The organism is Brevibacillus centrosporus, assembly GCF_046622605.1.
GTDB classification, from domain to species: domain Bacteria; phylum Bacillota; class Bacilli; order Brevibacillales; family Brevibacillaceae; genus Brevibacillus; species Brevibacillus centrosporus.
In genome coordinates this window covers 1,721,132-1,739,476 of sequence record NZ_CP176856.1, presented here as the reverse complement: position 1 = coordinate 1,739,476, position 18,345 = coordinate 1,721,132, and the positions used below count along the sequence as shown (strand labels likewise).

The 18,345-nt window shown below is 51.6% G+C and carries 15 protein-coding genes and 2 other annotated features; of the genes, 8 read left to right on the top strand and 7 right to left on the bottom strand.

From position 1 onward, the window contains the following. The first annotated feature begins 220 nt into the window (after positions 1 to 220). The 3 genes from ACLIN2_RS09045 to ACLIN2_RS09035 all read left to right on the top strand — a co-directional run bounded on the left by ACLIN2_RS09045 (position 221) and on the right by ACLIN2_RS09035 (position 2,673). Positions 221 to 535 carry a hypothetical protein gene (locus tag ACLIN2_RS09045; protein ID WP_092276156.1) on the top strand — a complete coding sequence of 105 codons (315 nt, stop codon included), beginning with the start codon at positions 221 to 223 and terminating at the stop codon, positions 533 to 535. Positions 536 to 664: 129 nt separating this feature from the next. Further along, positions 665 to 1,348, top strand: a complete 684-nt coding sequence (locus tag ACLIN2_RS09040; protein ID WP_092276159.1) for a response regulator transcription factor — start codon at positions 665 to 667, stop codon at positions 1,346 to 1,348. Beyond that, positions 1,345 to 2,673, top strand: coding sequence for a sensor histidine kinase (locus ACLIN2_RS09035; RefSeq protein ID WP_411503853.1), 1,329 nt, complete (start codon positions 1,345 to 1,347; stop codon positions 2,671 to 2,673). Before ACLIN2_RS09040 ends, ACLIN2_RS09035 begins: the two co-directional genes overlap by 4 nt. A 54-nt stretch (positions 2,674 to 2,727) precedes the next feature. Here ACLIN2_RS09035 and ACLIN2_RS09030 read toward each other — a convergent pair whose 3' ends face one another. The 3 genes from ACLIN2_RS09030 to ACLIN2_RS09020 form a co-directional block, all read right to left on the bottom strand. Further along, positions 2,728 to 4,296 (bottom strand): 2-isopropylmalate synthase, encoded by a 1,569-nt coding sequence (locus ACLIN2_RS09030; RefSeq protein WP_092276165.1) that lies wholly within the window; start codon positions 4,294 to 4,296, stop codon positions 2,728 to 2,730. A gap of 173 nt (positions 4,297 to 4,469) precedes the next feature. Further along, positions 4,470 to 4,708 (bottom strand) — a binding site (T-box leader). Between the two features lie 74 nt (positions 4,709 to 4,782). Then, positions 4,783 to 5,053: a binding site (T-box leader), on the bottom strand. 96 nt (positions 5,054 to 5,149) lie between these two features. After that, complete coding sequence (locus tag ACLIN2_RS09025) at positions 5,150 to 5,935, bottom strand: alpha/beta hydrolase family protein (RefSeq protein WP_411503852.1); 786 nt, start codon at positions 5,933 to 5,935, stop codon at positions 5,150 to 5,152. 165 nt (positions 5,936 to 6,100) lie between these two features. Beyond that, positions 6,101 to 7,564 (bottom strand): amidohydrolase family protein, encoded by a 1,464-nt coding sequence (locus ACLIN2_RS09020; protein WP_411503851.1) that lies wholly within the window; start codon positions 7,562 to 7,564, stop codon positions 6,101 to 6,103. Between the two features lie 284 nt (positions 7,565 to 7,848). On the opposite strand from ACLIN2_RS09020, the gene ACLIN2_RS09015 reads away from it, so the two are divergent. The 3 genes from ACLIN2_RS09015 (at position 7,849) to ACLIN2_RS09005 (ending at position 11,835) form a co-directional block, all read left to right on the top strand. Further along, the gene (locus tag ACLIN2_RS09015) at positions 7,849 to 9,072 is read left to right on the top strand and encodes an amidohydrolase family protein (protein ID WP_411503850.1); all 1,224 of its coding nucleotides are present in this window, start codon (positions 7,849 to 7,851) and stop codon (positions 9,070 to 9,072) included. A gap of 989 nt (positions 9,073 to 10,061) precedes the next feature. Further along, the gene (locus ACLIN2_RS09010; RefSeq protein ID WP_411504528.1) at positions 10,062 to 10,448 is read left to right on the top strand and encodes a DUF6713 family protein; all 387 of its coding nucleotides are present in this window, start codon (positions 10,062 to 10,064) and stop codon (positions 10,446 to 10,448) included. Between the two features lie 142 nt (positions 10,449 to 10,590). Further along, positions 10,591 to 11,835: a copper amine oxidase N-terminal domain-containing protein gene (locus tag ACLIN2_RS09005; protein WP_411503849.1), complete on the top strand. Its 1,245-nt coding sequence runs from the start codon at positions 10,591 to 10,593 to the stop codon at positions 11,833 to 11,835. Between the two features lie 135 nt (positions 11,836 to 11,970). Here the strand turns inward: ACLIN2_RS09005 and ACLIN2_RS09000 are convergent, their stop codons facing one another. From ACLIN2_RS09000 to ACLIN2_RS08985, 4 genes are all read right to left on the bottom strand, one after another. Beyond that, a complete protein-coding gene (locus ACLIN2_RS09000; RefSeq protein ID WP_310236613.1) occupies positions 11,971 to 12,399 on the bottom strand; it encodes a small multi-drug export protein in 429 nt (142 codons plus the stop codon). A 189-nt stretch (positions 12,400 to 12,588) separates the two neighbouring features. After that, complete coding sequence (locus ACLIN2_RS08995) at positions 12,589 to 13,806, bottom strand: amidohydrolase family protein (protein WP_411503848.1); 1,218 nt, start codon at positions 13,804 to 13,806, stop codon at positions 12,589 to 12,591. 35 nt (positions 13,807 to 13,841) lie between these two features. Next, positions 13,842 to 15,062 (bottom strand): amidohydrolase, encoded by a 1,221-nt coding sequence (locus ACLIN2_RS08990; protein ID WP_411503847.1) that lies wholly within the window; start codon positions 15,060 to 15,062, stop codon positions 13,842 to 13,844. A 6-nt stretch (positions 15,063 to 15,068) separates the two neighbouring features. After that, on the bottom strand, positions 15,069 to 16,313 hold the full coding sequence (locus tag ACLIN2_RS08985; protein WP_411504527.1) for an amidohydrolase: 1,245 nt from the start codon (positions 16,311 to 16,313) through the stop codon (positions 15,069 to 15,071). A gap of 184 nt (positions 16,314 to 16,497) precedes the next feature. On the opposite strand from ACLIN2_RS08985, the gene nikC reads away from it, so the two are divergent. Both nikC and nikB read left to right on the top strand, forming a co-directional pair. Beyond that, positions 16,498 to 17,400 carry a nickel transporter permease gene (nikC, locus tag ACLIN2_RS08980; protein WP_122924576.1) on the top strand — a complete coding sequence of 301 codons (903 nt, stop codon included), beginning with the start codon at positions 16,498 to 16,500 and terminating at the stop codon, positions 17,398 to 17,400. Positions 17,401 to 17,413: 13 nt separating this feature from the next. Continuing rightward, a complete protein-coding gene (nikB, locus tag ACLIN2_RS08975) occupies positions 17,414 to 18,334 on the top strand; it encodes a nickel ABC transporter permease (RefSeq protein ID WP_400582280.1) in 921 nt (306 codons plus the stop codon). The last annotated feature ends 11 nt before the right edge of the window (positions 18,335 to 18,345 follow it).

The following is an 18,345-nucleotide window of genomic DNA, read 5'->3' as shown; positions in this document are numbered from 1 at the left end:
ACTACATAATGTTATTAAAATATCAACAATTTTGAACGATTTCCACCGTAAGTTTATTCCGAAAAGTTCATCTTTGTACAAAAAAACACTTTCCGCTTGTTTTCTACACGTTCTTCATAAAACTTCATACTTTTTTCAGAGCTAATACAGAAATGTCGTTTATAACTGGGTATGTAAAAAGATTTCCCTCGAGGGAAGGGAAAGATGGAGGATGAAAAAGATGAAAAAAACCTGTCGTTTTCTTACATTCACAGCTATGATGGCTGTTGTTGCTTCTTTGGCTGTTCCGGCTTTCGCTGCTAGCGAGCCAGGCGAAAATGAAGGAACTCCTAGCTTCTTCAGCTCTTTTGTTGGCCAAAACCACATTGTTGTGAACCCAGCTGCAGAAGAAGCTACTACTTCTACTGGCACAGCAGCTCCAGCTACAGAAGGTACTGCTCCAACCACAACTGTTGATGCAAGCGTTCCTGCTTACACACTGGGTGGCGGATGGATGAACTTCCCTGCGCAAGCTGACAACAACAACGATCGCTAAGAATTCGCAAGAGAAAAAGGTGCTCCGCTACACTGGAGCGCCTTTTTTTTACTGGGAAGGCATTTACTCCTTATATGCCTAGGTAACGCAACTATTTTATAATAATGGTGAATAAGGAGGTCTCTCTAAATGAACAGCCCTACGATTTTAATCGCTGACGACGATCCGGATATTGTCCGGTTGCTCGCCGAAAGCTTTCAGGATGAAGGATTTCTCACGATTGAAGCGCATAACGGCAAGGAAGCCATGGAAAAAGCGCTTGATCCCTCTCTCTCCTTGATCCTGCTCGACATCATGATGCCGGAAATGGACGGTCTTGATGTTTGCCGGAAAATACGTAATGTCGTCAATATTCCCATCTTATTCTTGAGCGCCAAAGATCGGGAGCTGGATCGGATTATCGGCTTGGAAGTCGGTGCGGACGATTATATTTTGAAGCCTTTCAGCATTTCAGAGCTGATCGCCCGGGTACGCGCGCATCTGCGCAGGGAGAATCGATACATATCCGCCGCCAAAACGATTCACAGTGGAAGCCTGGTTATTAACAAGGACACCTTTGAAGTCTTTCATCAAGATAAACGGATCGATCTGTCGACCAAGGAATTTCAGATTCTTTTATATTTGGCGGAAAATGCGAATCGCGTACTCAGCCGCGAGCAAATCTACAACGCCATCTGGGGAGAAACCGAGTACGGAGATATCAATACGGTCACCGTGCACATTAAAAATTTGCGCTCGAAACTGGAGCATGACAAGCATTACATCAAAACGGTCTGGGGTATCGGATACAAATTTGTTGGTGACATGCAGTGAGACATCATATTCAGTTGAAAATGCTAATCGCGCATGGCATCGTCCTTCTGCTAAGCCTCATCCTACTTGGCCTTTATTATTGGAAATTTGAAATTGCGGACTTTGCCACGGAATGGGAAAAACTGCGCCACCAATTCCAGCAGCAGGACCGCCAATTTATTAACGAAATCAATGAATTCCGTGGGAAGCCAGACGAGACTCGGACATTTTTGTACAGCTACGCGCAGGATCACTCTATGCGCATCAGCATGTTCGACCGTGAGAAGGGAAAATCCATTACAGCTGATTCGCTGTCGCACAACATTTTCTCAGTCACGCTGCAGGATGATCAGTACACCGATCAAAAGCATCGGTACGACTTTACCTTTACACATCCCGTCACCTGGAATATGCTGCGGCCCGTTCAGTCTTCCAGTCACATTCTCGCCGTAGCCGTTTTGCTCTTTTGCCTGTCAACCGTCTTCCTGGGCATCTATAGTAGGAGGTTAGCCATGCTGCCGCTCGTGACATTCTACAAAAAGCACAGTGATCTCATCAAATCCGATTTTCCTCACTACCCGAACGAGATGGAATGGGAAAAAATCTACAGCTCCCTGCTAAAAGCCAATGAGACCCTCTCCCTGGAAAAGCACAGGCAGTCTGCAGCCATGGCTGCAATCTCGCATGATCTAAAAACACCGCTCACCTCGATCAAAGGGTATATGGAGCGTCTGATGCGAGGACGTGTCCAATCGGAGGAAAAGCGTCAGGAATACTACCAAATCATCTACCGCAAAGCGACGGAAATTGAAAAGCTGACCCAGGACCTCACTGAGTACGTACAGAATGCCAATCACCCTCTCCTCGTCAGGAAGAGAGTGCCACTTCATTCTTTCGTGCGATCGATCGCTTCGGAATACGAAGAGGAGCTGCCGACATTTTCTGCCAAGCTCAGCTGCTCCTGCTCCATTACCGGAAATCCGAATCTATTCGTAGACGAACAGCGCATTCGCCGTGTCTTTGCAAACGTCATTCACAACTCGCTCAACCACTCATCGACACAGTCCGAGGTTCACATCTCTTTCCGCGTCTATACGGAAAACGATATGGCGATATTCGAGCTGGAGGATAACGGACCAGGAGTCCCTAAAGAAGAGCTGCAAAAAATATTTGAGCCTTTTTATCGCGTAGACAAAGCGCGGTCTAAGGTCAAAAACGGCAGCGGTCTCGGGCTTGCGATCTGCAAAGGAATGGTCGAGAAGCAAGATGGCCGCATCCATGCGTACCTGCCGGAAAAAGGCGGTCTCGGCATCAAAATCGCACTCCCTCTACAAGCGGCGGAATGAAACAAGCCCAGTCTCCTATAGACTGGGCTTGCTCGATTAACCTGGGATAGTGAATCAAGAGAAAAACGCTTCTAGCACTTGCTCCTGCTCATGAATGGCGACTCTCGCCTCGTAGTCTCGTACGGCCTGATTACTCGCAGCCATAAAGGCCTGTGCCACTGCCATCAACACATCGCGATGCTCGGAAACACCCTTGAAATGACTGCCGTTTGCACTGACTGTCACGATCGCTTCCCCGGTCGCGTGTTCTCCAGAAGAAAGGGAATACAGCTCCATATCGGTGAACTCCACTTCGATCGGCAGCGCCTGCTTGATGCCTGCCACCAAAGCCTCGACTGGACCTTCGCCTGTGCCAGAGTACGTTTGCTCTTCTTTTGTGACGTTGTTTGTGATCGTGCAGGATGCCATCCGGTTGCCGGAAGTTCCGGTCAGCACCTGCGCATTGACCAGTGTAAATGGCTCCAGCACTGCGTTGACGGTGTGTCCGACCAGCTCGAGCAGCTGATGGTCCTGTACCACCTTTTGCTTGTCGGCCAGCTCCTTGAATTGATTGTACAGGGCTTCCATCTGTTCCTCATTCAGCTGTACGCCAAACTCGTTTACACGATGCTTGATCGCATGGCGTCCGGAGTGCTTGCCGAGAATGATCATGTTGCGCGGCACGCCCAGCTTCTCTGGGTCCATGATTTCATAGGTGCTGCGCTCTTTCAACAGGCCGTCCTGGTGAATGCCCGCTTCGTGCTGGAAAGCGTTGCGGCCGACGATCGGCTTGTTGAAAGCGATTGGGAAGCTCATCGCACGGCTGACCTTTTGCGAAGTCGTGTAAATATGCTCCGGACGAATGCCCGTCTCGGCATCCAACGCTTCCTTGCGCGTTTCAATCGCCATCACCAGCTCCTCAAGTGAGCAGTTTCCTGCACGCTCTCCGACACCATTTACCGTTACTTCCACCTGTGTCACACCCGCCTTGATCGCGGCCAGGCTGTTGGCAACGGCAAGGCCAAGGTCGTTGTGGCAATGGGCGCTAAACTCCACTCTGTCGCTGCCACGGACGTTTTTCATGACGCGGGTGAACATCGCCCCATACTCTTCCGGCAGTGCGTATCCCACTGTATCCGGGATGTTGATGATCGTTGCCCCCTCTTCAATCGCCGCCTCGATCATTTCAAACAGGAACTCGTCTCCTGTACGTGTCGCGTCCATGGGGGAAAACTCAATTCTGTCCACAAATTGCTTCCCGTAAGCAATCATCTCCCGAGCAATCTGAATGACTTGCTCGCGCGACTTGCGCAGCTGGAAGTCCAGATGAATGTTGGAGGAAGACAGGAACATATGCAGTCTGCGTCGCTCAGCTGCCTCTGTAGCGCGAACGGCAGCATCGATATCCTCCTTCACTGCGCGGGCAAAGCCACAGATTTCGACGCCATGCACTTCTTGGGAAATTCGTTGCACCGCCATAAAATCACCAGGGCTGGAAATCGGGAAGCCCGGCTCAATGACATCCACACCGAGTTCTGCCAGCTGTTTTGCGATTACGATCTTTTGCTCGGGATGCAGGGATGCTCCTGGCGCTTGTTCGCCGTCACGCAGGGTTGTATCGAAAATATGGATTCGTTTTGTCATGGGTATTGCCTCCTCAAAGGTTGTTTTTGTTTTTCGGAAATAAGAAAACCTCTATCGAGGCCATCCCATGGAGGAGCGACCGCGTTTTAGCGGAACGTTTCCATGCGCTCCAGAATTCATAAGCATTACGCTTATAAATTCTTATACGTTAAAAAAAGCCCGCCGTCTCCTATACAAGAGACGACAGGCCTGTCAGCTGCCGCGGTACCACTCTCGTTGATCCCCCTTCGCTGGGGATCCACCTCATAACCCCGATGACGTGGGGTGATTCCGTCAAGGTCTACCGTCCCTAGTAGGGGGTTCAACCTTGCCGCTCCCGGGTGAGATTCAAGCTACTCTTGACTGCGTCGCACCGTCCCGCAGCTCTCTGGACAAAAGTTTTGCTTTACTAGCTCCCGTTCTTCGCGTTTGTTTCTATGCTATTTTGGGAATTTAGAAAACTTGGCGGAGCCTTAGTTGCCAACAAAAAAGGCCCGCCGTCTCTATCGAAGAGACGACAGACCTTGTCTATCGCGGTACCACTCTCGTTGACCCCAGCTTACGCCAGAAGTCCACCTCATGTACGGAATCAAACTGTTCCGCACGACCCGATCACGGAGGTTAACCGTCAGGACTTACTGGCTTCGGTGCAGCGCTACATCCGATTTCAGTCCTGCCGCTCCCGGGCGAGCTTCACTGGCTTCTCTGACTGCGTCGCACCGTCCCGCAGCTCTCTTTACAGATCAGACCACTTACTGTTCCCGTTCTTCGCGTTATACGTTGTTCTTGTTGTTTGAAATTCTATTCGCTTTGGCTGTCCTTGTCAATGACTCTTTTTGAAAAAATTCATTTGATCCATCAACATTTCGTCTTTTCAAGAATTGCTCTGTTCTGTAAGCCAATCTACGATTTTCTCCTGCAGCTCCCCTACTTGTCGGGCGAAGCTATGGTCCGCATCCTCCATCAAGAATAGGTCGACGCGTCCCTCGTAAGCTTGGGCAAACTGCTCGGAGCCTTCTGCCGGTACCGCTGTATCTGCTGTTCCATGAATGAGGAGTACAGGATTTTCATAGTTTTTAGAAGCCTTTATGGGAGCATGTCCCTTCTCGATCAGATCCCGAACAAAATCCGGCTGCAAGGACATCGCTTTGCCATAAAAATGTGAGATGGTCTCTCCGGACTCTGCCGCAGCCCAAAGCTCAGGGCCCAAGATGATGTCATGGAAGTTTTCCCTGGGATGGATGACTGGAGCAAGAGCAATTCTTCCTGCTACCGGTATTTTCGTGTCATCGTGAAGCAAAGCGATGCACCCTCCCAAACTATGGCCGAGCACATAGATCGGAGACTTTTGAAAAGCTGGCTGCTCATGGACCCATTCCACGACTGTGTTCAGGTCATCCTTCCATCCGGAAATGGTCGTATCACGAGCAAATTCTCCTGCACTTTCCCCAGAGCCGGAGAAGTCAAATCGAACGGCTGCAAAGCCTGCAGCTTCCACCGCATTTGCCAGACCTAATACGAACTGATTGCCTCCGACTTTTTCCCCTGTAAACCCGTGACAAAGAATAACGACTGGTGGGTTTTCTACTACTAATTCAGGCATGTGAATCATTGCAGATAAACGTTTTCCGTTACGCTCAATCCATTTGTGGTCTTTCACGGAGCTCCCCTCCTCATAAGCATTGATTATACCTTTCTGCTCATCATTTTTTCAATATTTTGCATAAAAACCCTTTGACTGACTCTACCTACCTGCAAAAAAGCACAGCCTGCTCTTTCGAAGCGAGGCTGTGCTTGTGTTTTTATTTAGCTCGATTGAGGCTTCCTACTTTTGAACGCGAAACGAAGGCATAAACAGCTCCTCTTCACCGAGCTGCTGGTAGTCTCTCTCAACGTAGCCCAGTTTCATTTTTTCAAAGTAGCGCTGTCCTCTTGCCTTGATTTCCTCCAGATCGAGCCCTGGAATCAGGCGGTCCTTCATGACGACACGTCCATTAATGATCGACAGCTTGACGTCGCGGCCTGAGCCCGACATGATCAGTGTGCGAATCGGGTCTTCGATTGGTCCCAAGTGGAAGCCGTCCAGGTCGATTGCGATCAAATCCGCTTTTGCTCCCGGCGCCAGTCTACCAAGATCCTCTCTGCCGAGGAAGCGAGCTCCCCCCAAAGTAGCTGCACGGAAAATATCTGCGTAAGACGAATCGGTGACATCTCTCTCCAGAAGGCGGGAGAACATGCTTGCCGTACGGATGTTTTGAATAAAGTCTGGCGGGAAGGTGTCCGTACCGATCGCGATGTTGATACCACGACGCTTGTAGCGCGCAAAAGTCTCCAGCGCATCTCCGTGACGTCCAATTACCAGTGGGCAATGAATGACGGTCGTACCCGTCTCCTGTAAAATCGCGAGGTCGTCCCCTTCTCCGATCGTCGCGCCACTGTACCCTGGAACGTAGTGAGCGTGCGGAATGGCCGTACGCTCCCCCAGGAAACCGATGCTGTGCAGGAACTGAACAGGTGACATGTTGTGACGGCGGTGCATCTCGCTGTATTCAAAGCTGCCCTGTGCTGCGTGCAGACGAATCGGACAGCCCAGCTCTTCACTGTATCGTTTTGTTTGGATCAGGTTTTCCGGTGTCTGCGTCTCGATGCGCTCTGGTGCGAGCATTCCCCGGATTAGGCCGTTATGCGCTCCATCGAAATCTTTGACGAACTGAACGGCGCGCTCAAGTCCAGCACGACCTTCTTCTTCGTTCCACAGTACCTCGATTTCTCCGTTTTCTTTGACCACACGCATCCCCGACTGATAGCTTGGCCCCATGTACATCCGCAGACCCAAGCGACCTGCATGATTGGCTGCTGCCGCCAGCTCCTCGTACGTTTCCGCCCAACGCTTGTAAAAGACGGATGTGATCGGCATCGCAGTCGTCACGCCATTTAAGATCAGCTGGCTGTAGGCATATAAGGATTTGAACGCCTCTTCTTCCGGAGTCATGACTTCATGGTAGCCACTCTCGTAATACTGCTCGGACCAGAGCAGATTTTTCGATCGGCTGGCAGGTACCTCCAAATGCACGATATCATGATCAATGTCGCCTAAGGCATTCAAATCGATAAATCCCGGGCTGATCACCGCGTTTCCTGCGTCAATCACTTCATCGGCATGTCCCTCGTATTTTTGGCCCACATACAAAATCGTGTCATTCTCGTATACCACTTCTCCATTGCGGATGATGATGTGGTCGTCCCCATCAAAGCCGATCACGTATTTGGCTGTGACTTTCGTTTTCATCCTGCGATTCCCCCTCGTATTTTCTCCCAGCGATGTGTCCAGACCTACCTCAGGCTATCGTATAAAATATTCTGGCAACTGTGTTTCATTCGCTTTACCTGTATTTGCACAATCTTTACTCCTTCGCGAAAATAGCGACCTTTCCCCCAATACGTAAAGATCATGCAAAAAAAAGTAAAGAACCTGAACCTAGATGTTCGAAATATTCCGTACAATTTACTAGTGAGGAGTTTCCTCTAAGAGAGATTATGGATAGAGATGAATGCGAAGGGACGGATCATTGCATGACGAATGCTTTTTGGTTAACGAATGTACGCCTGGACAGCGGTTTTGAAACGGGAGACGATGGGGTCGACCACACGCTCACGGAGCTGTCTCACTTGCTCGTTGAAGACGGACGAATTGCGCGAATCGAGTCGGCGGAGCAGCCTTTGGACACAACGCTGCCGATCCAAGATGCAAAAGGGCTTTTGGCACTCCCCTCATTTGTAGAAAAGCATAATCATCTGGATAAAACGTATGCCGGTGCAGCCTGGAAATCATGTCTGCCTCCGAAAAAGCTCATCGATCGTCTGCAGTTTGAAGAAAAGGAAATGCCGCTGATCTCGGGTACGACCAAGCAGCGTGCACAAGCCATGCTCTCCTGGCTGCTCGCGGGCGGCGCAACTCATGTGCGGACGCATGTCAATATCGATCCGTTTATCGGGCTGAAAAACCTCGAGGGTGTACGTAAAGCCCTCGAATCCTACAGCGACAAAATGACCTACGAAATCGTGGCGTTCCCGCAGCAAGGCCTGCTTCGTACGAAGGCTAGCGATCTCATGAGACAGGCTATGCGCGAAGGGGCAACCCACGTCGGCGGATTGGATCCTGCTGGCATCGATAACGAGCTGGAAGGCTCCCTGCGCGAAATGATGGACATCGCGCTTGAAGCCAATGCAGATGTCGATATCCACCTGCACGATCCCGGTACACTTGGCTTCTATACAATCAAGCGTATCATGGATCTGACAGAAGAAGCTGGCTGGCAAAACCGGATGGCGATTAGTCACGCTTTTGCCCTGGGTGATGTCTCCCCTGAGGAAAGCGCGGAAATGGCAGACCGTCTCGCCCAAAATGGTGTGCAGATTATGACGACGGTTCCGATTAATCGTCCGATGCCGCCTGTACCCATCCTGCATGAAAAAGGCGTTCGCGTCGCTCTTGGCTACGATGGCTTCTACGATTCCTGGTCTCCTTATGGCACCGGGGACATGCTGGAGAAGCTGAACCGTCTTGTGGAGCGATACCGTTGGGTAGATGAGCGTTCTCTTGTTCAGTCGCTGTTCTTCATTACCGGTGGAAAAACGACATTGGACAAAGAAGGAAATCGTCTCTGGCCAAAGGTTGGGGACGAAGCAAACATCGTTTTTGCTGAAGCGAGCTGCTCGGCAGAAGCCGTGGCGAGACGTTCTCGTCGTCCAGCTGTTATGTTTAAGGGGTGTATCGTTTTGGGGGAGCTATCTTAAAAAGTTGCTTCCGGGGCGAGAAGAATTTTTCCATTCTTCGCTCCGGGCTCCGTCCCGCTGGGGGTTTCACTGGTCGCTGCGCAACGTCTGGCGGGGAAACGCAAAAGCGGTAGCCGCTTCGTCGTTTTTACAGGTTGCGTTTCTTTTGCCCGCCAACCGTCGCTCCGCTGGGCTGGACTCCACAGTCGCTCCGCCTGGAAAAATTCTTCTCTGGCGTTGCTTTTTTTCGATAGCTTGGGCTTGGTAGCATTGTGAGGGCGCGTTCAGGGGGGCGCTTTTTTCTGAAATGTGGCTTCCGCGGGGGAGAAGAATTTTTCCATTCTTCGCTCCATGCTCCGTCCTGCTGGGGGATTCACTGGTCGCTGCGCAACGTCTGGCGGGGAAACGCAAAAGGGGTAGCCGCTTCGTTGCGTTTACAGGTTGCGTTTCTTATTGCCCGCCAGCCGTCGCTCCGCTGGGCTGGACTCCACAGTCGCTCCGCCTGGAAAAATTCTTCTCTGGCGTTGCTTTTTTTCGATTGCTTTGGCTTGGTAGCATTGTGAGGGCGGGTTCAGGGGGGCGCTTTTTTCTGAAAGGCGGCTTCCGGGGGGAGAAGAATTTTTCCATTCTTCGCTCCAGGCTCCGTCCCGCTGGGGGATTCACTGGTCGCTGCGCAACGTCTGGCGGGGATACGCAAAAGGGGTAGCCGCTTCGCTGCGTTTACAGGTTGCGTTTCTTTTGCCCGCCAGCCGTCGCTCCGCTGGGCCGGACTCCACAGTCGCTCCGCCTGGAAAAATTCTTCTCTGGCGTTGCTTTTTTTTCGATTGCTTTGGCTTGGTAGCGGCAGCTTTGGAGCCTATTGGGGCACAAGGCTGCCGCTTTTTTTTGGCGTCTGGCTTCCCGAGCAGCCTCGTCATCCGGACACAGGTTTCCCAAAATGTGATAATGTTGTGATCAATTTTCTATTTGACCTCTTTATTTATGGAAGTTTAGTACCATCTAGTAAGAAAATGGTAGGAGGTTTGTCAATGCCTAGTTTCTTGCTGGTGTTTTTCTTGTTTAACTTTTCTCTATTTCTCCTGCACGAAATGGATGCGATTAGACGGTCTGAGTGGAAATTGTTTATCGTGCTAAAGGATATGGAAGAATCTAAAGCTTATCGAGTCTTCACGTTTATTCACCTTCCGCTTTACACAATCATTCTCTGTTTCCTTTTTAGTAAATATCAGACGGTTACTTTTTGGGTCCTAGATTCATTCTTTATCATACATGCGATCCTACACCTATTTTTTGAAAAGCACCCCCGTAATGGACTTAAAAATACCTTTTCGAGAACCATAATTTACCCCATGGGACTTCTTGCGACTATCCATTTCCTGCTTCTCTTTCAAAACTGAGTACAAATCAGGTCCGAAGTACGAAGCGGATGGGCAACCTTGTAATCAGGCGGATGACGTGTGGATTATCGTACAATTAAGGGACGCTTCCTGCGCAGATTGTAGGTGAGCGAGCAAATTGGAAGATACGAGGTTCCTATCTATGAAGTATAAACTCGTGTTAGCCTTCATGCTGGTTGCCCTGCTCGGTACGGTTAACTCTATGCCAGCTTTCTCCGCTTCCCCAGTTCTAATCGCGGTAAATGGAGAGACGGTAACATTTCCCGATGCCGTTCCTTTTGTTGAACCGGGGACGGATCGGACGATGGTTCCAGCGCGGTTTCTGGCGGAAGCGCTTGGACTGAGTGTGAAATGGAATGAGCAGTCGAAGCAAGTAACCCTCAAGAAAAATGACACCACGATCCTGCTCTCGATTGATCAAAATCATGCTCTGGTGAATGGGAAATCCGTCGCATTAGATGCCCCTGCGATGATTAGGAACGGCCGCACGATGGTACCTCTTCGCTTCATTGGCGAAGCCCTTGGCGCCGGAATCACTTGGGAAGCCGAGCGTAATCTGGTTAACGTGACGACGCACTTTCAGCAAGGAACGTGGATTTGGGATGCTACACTCATCCAAACAGAGCCGGATAAGATTTTGGCGTTTGCCAGCGAAAATCAAGTGACCTCGCTCTACCTTCAATTTGATAAAAGTGTACCTTCCTCCTACTACGAGCAATTCATTCGACAGGCAAAGGAAAAGCAGATTGAAGTAGAAGCACTCGCAGGGCGGCCGCAGTGGGCTCTTCCCGAATATCAAGGCCAGATCCGCACATTCATTTCCTGGGTAAAAGCCTTTAATGAAAGCGTGGAACCAGAGGCGCAATTCGCAGGTCTTCACTTCGATATTGAGCCTTATTTGCTGCCTGAATGGAAGACGAACCAGCAGCAGGTCGCCCTGCAGTGGATGGACAATATGCGTTTGATTGAGCGGGAGGCAAAAGCAAGCAGCATGAAGCTGACCCTGGATGTCCCTTTCTGGCTTCCCATGGTTAAAGTCCCCGACTCCAGCTACAGCTTTAGCGCATGGCTGCTGGAGAAAGCCGATACACTCGTCATTATGGATTATCGGAACACGGCTTTAGGGAGAGATGGGATCGTTGCCAACGCCAATGCCATCCTGAGAGAAGCACACACCCTCAAAAGGAAAGTGATTATTGCAGTGGAAACAGCCCCGAATTCGGAAGGCGATTTCACTTCGTTTTATGAATTAAGTACAGGAGCGATGGAATCCGAGCTGCAAATTGCAAGGGAGCAGCTTTCTAGCTTTTCAAGCTTTGCAGGATTTGCTGTTCACGACTATACGAGTTGGGCAGAATTAGCTAAAAAATCGGAGCGACCACGATAACACGGGCTCCTCCCTTGAAACAAGGGGGAACATAGAGACTCCGTAAATTGGCAGAAGAACGTATGTATATAGCGCTCCCTGTTTTCAGCAGGAGAAAAACCCGCATGAGCGGGTTTTTGTGTTTCTTGTACACGATTACTGAAAAAATTGGAGAAAGCCAAAGGATACAGCAGCGGTTAGGATTACACTCCAGATCACAATGCCAACCGACATCCACCACATTAGCTTACCTGTCGGGGCACCGAGCGATATCCCAATCGCCGCTCCCAGTGGGGCACCCGTGATCAACGGCGAAGCTAATCCAAGTCCGATCACTCCATATTTGTCCCAAATGCGAACCATCCGCCCTTGCCTTTTTCCTTTTTTCTCAAAACGCTTGATTAGCCAGCTGCGAAGTGATCCTCCCAAGAAGATGACAATGCCGGCACTCGCAATCGCTCCGATAGCACTGAGGATGCCGGTTACTACCGCGGGAAGCTGCAGGGCAAAACCAAGCGGAATGGCTGCCCACAGTTCCAGCATGCTCGTTCCGAAAACACTACCCCATTTCCATACCACATCCATGGTGATCCGCTCTGTCCCCTCTCGTTGTCTTTTCCCTATCTATTATTAGACGGTTACAGCAAACATAAAGTTACTGTTTTGGAGAAGATATGCAATCTCATGTAAAAATCTAAAGGGTGCCTCTTCAGCAGCTTCCACTGCTTCTGGAGACACCCATCTCTCTTATTTTAACGCTTTCTAAACAGCTGCTTACAAAGAACCGTGAACGACCTTACCTTTAAACATCACAGCTTGGCGCTTGGAGCGACGTGCCACTGCTTCTCCCGCAGATGCTGCATGGAGGAAGACGATGTCGGCATCGTCACCAACGTTTGGCCATTGACGGTTGCCTTCTTTGTCCAAAGGCGTCTTGTGGCCCGTGATAAAGCCCAGCGCTTGCGAGAGAGATCGCTCGTCCTGCATGCGGAATCGCTCTGCGAGGCGGCCTGCTTTCTCCAAGCTGTCCCCTTGGCCAAATGGCGACCAGTGGTCTGTGATGCTGTCGTCCCCAAGAGAAACCGACACACCTTTTTCATGCAGCAAGGGGATCGGGATGGTCGGTTTGATTACGGGAACCGTGCTGGTGATGGAGATGCCTTGCTCTGCCAGCATTTCCGCTACCTCTGCTGCTTCTGCCAGGCTGATGTCTCCCAATGAGTTGGCGTGGCTGATCGTGACTCTTCCTTTCCATCCCGCGTCCTCCGTCATTTTTGCCAGACGCTTGAATGTAAAAATCCCCAAGTAATCAGGATCGTGCAGATGCAAATCGATTGGCGCATCCGCCTCAACGGCCAGTTCAAACACAGTTGAGAGCGACTTCTCGATGTTCTGATCCACATTAGCTGGGTCGACACCGCCAACGTAAGTCGCGCCCATTTTCAATGCCTCGCGGATGTTCTCCACCTGGTTGCTGCGCAAAAGCCCTTGCTGCGGGAATGCCACGATCTCGCAGCTGAGCTTGCCTTTGAAGGTCTCGATCGCAGCCAGCGTTGCCTCCAGGTTTTTCAGTCCGATATATGGATCGATGTTGCAGTGCGAGCGAACATGCGTCGTTCCCGAAGAGAGCAAGAGAGCGAGCATTTTCTCCGCGCGTTCCTGTGCTGTCGGCAAGAGCTGCGTCATGAGGGTAGCTTCTTCCGACAGGCGATCCAAAATGGTCTTGATCGGCGTTACTGCTTTCCACGGGCCGCCATAATAGGTCTTGTCGATGTGGATGTGCATATCGCGGAAGCTGGGCAAAGCCAGAAGTCCAGCAGCGTCCTGCTTCGCGAGCTCCGTCTGCGGCAATGCTCCGTATGCGATTTGCGCGATTTTGCCGTCTTCGATCAAAAGATGTGCGACCTGTGTTTCCGTAGCCACAATCTTGTCATTTTCCTTGCGGTATCCGCTCTCCAAGCGGACGTTGGTGATCCAATAGCCTGTAGACATCTATCCTGACACCCTTTCTTTGTATGATGATCTATCTACCACTCACCGGAGATACGATTTCCTTGGTACAGCACGACACGGCGTTGGGCTCTCCTCGCCACCGCTTCTGCCGAGCAGGTCGCCTCGACTGCCATCAAGCTGGCCTCATCTCCTACTAGCGGCCAAATCCGGTTGCCCTCCTCGTCAAGCGGAATTCTTCCCTCTGTAACATATCCGAGAGCGACACCCAACGAGCGCTCATCCGTCAGACGAAAACGTTCCGCCAGGCGCCCCGCTTTTTCCAGAAGATCCCCTGATCCGAAAGGCGTCCAGTTATCCGTCAACGAGTCGTTGCCAAGCAAGACGGCGACTCCAGCAGCTTGCAGCAAAGGAATGGGAATCGTAGGGCGATTGATCGGCACGGTAGAGGCGATCGAAATGCCCAGAGCTGCTAGCTGCTGTGCCATGTCCCGCGCTTCCTCTACGGACACATCTCCCAGGCCCATCGCGTGACTGACCGTGACGCGGCCCTGCCAGCCCGCTTCTTCTGTCAGCGCCGCCAAGCGCTTGATGGTAAATGTTCCGAGATGGCCCGGGTCATGCAAATGCATATCGATATCCGCATCGGCCTCAACTGCCAGCTCCATCATGGTCACAAGCGACTTCTCGATGTTTCCGTCTACCCCGCCAGGATCGACACCGCCTACGTGTGTCGCCCCATTCCTGAGCGCTTCCCGCACGCTGTCTGCCGCGTTTGTACGAAGCATGCCGTAGTGAGGAAAAGCTACAATCTCATGCGACAGTCTTCCTGCGTAGGTTTCAAATGCTCCGAGCATGCCTTCCAAAAAACCAAGCCCTACCTGCGGGTCAACGTGGCAATGCGTGCGTACATGGGTGACTCCTGTCTCTACTAGCAAGGACAGGATGTTTTCCGCCCCCTGTCGCGATTGCTGCAAGTATCTAGGTAACAATCCCTTGTCTTCCTCGTGCCGTTCAAACAAGTTTTTTACCGGCGTGGTCGCCTTCCAAGGTCCACCGTAGTAGGTCTTTTCCAAATGGATGTGCTTCTCCGCCATCGACGGCAGGATCAGCAGTCCACAGGCATCCTTTTTCGGCAGACCATCCTCCAAAATCTCACTGGAAGGCACTATCCGGCTGATCTTTCCATTTTCAATCAGCAAATCGCAAAGCTCCGTCTTGGTCGCGCAGATCACACCTCGCTCTCTCTCGTATCCGCACTCCAAGCGAGCATTGACAATCCAATACGGGGACGGCATGTCCGATCAAGCCTCCTCAGCGTTCACAGCATCAAGGGCTCCAGCTGCCAGTTTGCCCTTGAAGAATACGGCTTTGCGGTCCGCACGACGCGCCACTGCTTCTGCGGTGCAGCTCGCCTCAACCAATACTAGGCTGGCGTCTCCACCTACTGCAGGCCACAGCTGTGTACCATTTGCGTCCAGCGTCGTTTTGCCTCCTGTAATAAAGCGCAGCGATTGGGACAGGGACAGCTCATCCAGCCAACGGGAGCGTTCAGCCAATCTCCACAGACGCTCCAGCACATCCCCGTTTCCGTACGGCTGCCATGTATCGAAAATGTTGTCGCAACCAACGGCTACGTCGACGCCGTTTTGATGCAGCAAAGGAACGGGCGGGATCACGCGGCTGTAAGGCACGCTCGTGATGATCGTAATACCTGCCTCACTCAGAATCGTCGCCATTTCTTCCGCTTCCGGCGCAGGAATGTCACCCAGTGCAAATGCGTGGCTGATCGCCACCTTCCCTTGCAAGCCAGCCTCTACGGTCATCGCCGCCAAGCGCTTCATGGTAAACGTTCCGAGGTGTCCCGGATCGTGCAGATGCAGGTCTACTCCCGCATTTGCCTCTACTGCCAGATCGATCATCTGATGCAGTGATTCCTCGATATCGCCATCCACCATCGCAGGGTCTACCCCCCCGACATGTGTCGCTCCCTGCGCCAATGCCTCGCGCAGCAAGCCCTTTGCTCCTGTACGCAAGAGACCATGCTGCGGAAATGCCACGATCTCGTGGGAGACGCGGTCCTTGTAAGTCTCAAGTGCTTTTTGGACCTCCAGCAGATTGGCAATGCCCACCTCTGGATAAATGTCTACATGTGTGCGTACGTGCGTAGATCCGTACGAGAGCAGTACCGCGAGCAGGTTTTCCGCACGCTCCTGCGTGGTAGTCGGCAATCCGGGAAGCACACGCTTTTCGATTTCGCAGCGCTCAATGATGTTTGCGACTGGAATCACCGCACGCCATTCTTCGCCCAGCAACGTCTTGTCGAGATGCACATGCTTCTCCACAAAGGAAGGCAGTGCCAAGAGTCCGCCTGCATCGCGCTGGTCGATTCCGTCGGATAGCACCTCTGTCGCCGGCGTGATCCGCGCAAATTTTCCGTCTTTTATCAAAATGTGAAACAATGCAGCATCCGTTCCGCTGACGACTCCGTTATCCCGACGATAGCCTGTCTCTAAACGAACATTGGTTAACCAATAGGTAACGCCCATCCACCATCCATCCTCTCTGTTTTGGGTTCTCTCCAAGCCTTTCTCCCCCATTATCAGGCAGGCGGAAAGACTAGATTTGCACAATCTTTACGTCTATTTTCACTATTTTTACGAGTTGTTCAAATTGCCTTTACTTCATACATTTTTCTGATAACTTTGGACTAAGCAAAAGGAGGGTTGCACCATGAAGGTTGAGTACGCTACGCCAACCAATCAAGCCATTCCACCCAAAACTGCGGCTGCACGCCCAGGCAGGTGGCGCACTTTTTATCGCAAGCTTCGCAAAAACAAACTTGCCATGGTCGGCGGCTTTATCGTTGTGTTCTACATCGCGATCGCCCTGCTGGCACCGCTCATCGCTCCACATGATCCGTATGCCATTGATCTGGTGGGCAAGCTTAAGCCGCCATCCGCTGAACATTGGATGGGAACAGATGACAAAGGCCGCGATGTATTAAGCCGCCTCTTGTACGGCACGCGCTTGTCCATGTCCGTCGGTTTTGTCGCCGTATTTATCGGAGCATTCTTTGGAATCATCCTCGGACTCTTGGCTGGCTACTACGGCAAATGGGTAGATACGGTTATCTCCCGTGTCATTGATGTTCTCTTGGCATTCCCGGGTATCCTGCTTTCTCTGGCAATTGTAAGCGCACTCGGACCAAGCTTGTTCAACGTGATGATCGCCGTCGGTGTGTTTTCCATTCCCGTATTCGCCCGGATCGTTCGCGGTTCGACCTTGACCGTGAAGAAGCTCGAGTACATCGATGCGATTCGCTCACTGGGCGCCAGCGATTTCACTATCATCTTCAAACATATTTTTCCAAACATTCTGTCACCGATTATCGTTCAGGCAACCATGCGCCTTGCAACAGCGATTCTGTCGGCAGCCGGACTTTCCTTCCTCGGCTTGGGTGCACAGCCTCCCCTGCCGGAATGGGGTGCCATGCTGAGTAACGGACGCGACTTTTTGTTCACGGCTCCTTACCTCGCCATGTTCCCTGGGCTTGCCATTTCGACGCTTGTTCTCGGCTTCAACATCTTCGGAGACGGCCTGCGGGACGCTCTCGACCCACGGATGAAACAATAGGAGGGAATGCTCAATGTTCGTCTACTTGATACGTCGCTTGCTGCAGATGATTCCCGTCCTGCTCGGTGTGATTCTGGTCGTTTTCCTGATCATGCAGATGGTCCCTGGTGACCCTGCTGTCCTGCTCGCAGGGGAAGGCGCTTCTGCAGAAACGATTGCCAATATCCGCACACAGCTCGGTCTTGACCAGCCTGTCATGGTTCAGTACTTCCATTATGTAACAGATGTTTTCGCTGGTGATCTGGGAACTTCTCTGCGTTCGAATCTGCCCGTGTTTGACGAGATCATGGCTCGTCTGCCCGCTACGATCGAGCTTGCCATCGCCAGTATTTTTGTCACCATCGTTCTCGGTATGATCGCCGGTATCATCTCCGCGACCAAGCAATACTCTGCTGCTGATATCACGATCATGATCGTCGCCCTGCTCGGGGTATCCTTGCCAAGCTTTTGGCTCGGTCTGAGCCTGATCTACTACTTCTCGGTCAAACTGCATCTTCTGCCTGTAGCCGGTTGGGGTACATGGAAGCACGTGATCCTGCCAGCTATCACACTCGGAGCAGGGGGAGCCGCTATCGTGGCACGGATGACTCGCTCCAGTATGCTGGATGTCGTTCGCCAAGACTACATTCGTACAGCGAAAGCAAAAGGTCTGCGCGAGACAGTCATTGTTTACAAGCACGCCCTGAAAAACGCGCTCATCCCGATCATCACTGTAGTCGGTCTGCAATTCGGTTACCTGCTCGGCGGTACGGTTCTCGTCGAATCCGTCTTTGCGATTAACGGCTTGGGTCGTTTGATCGTCGACGCGATCCGCATGCGCGATCTGCCAGTCGTCCAGGGCGGCGTCCTGATCGCCTCCATTATCTTCGTTTTCGTCAACCTGCTCGTCGATGTCCTGTATCGCTATTTCAATAAACGAATTGACTTGAACTAAGGAGGGAGCAC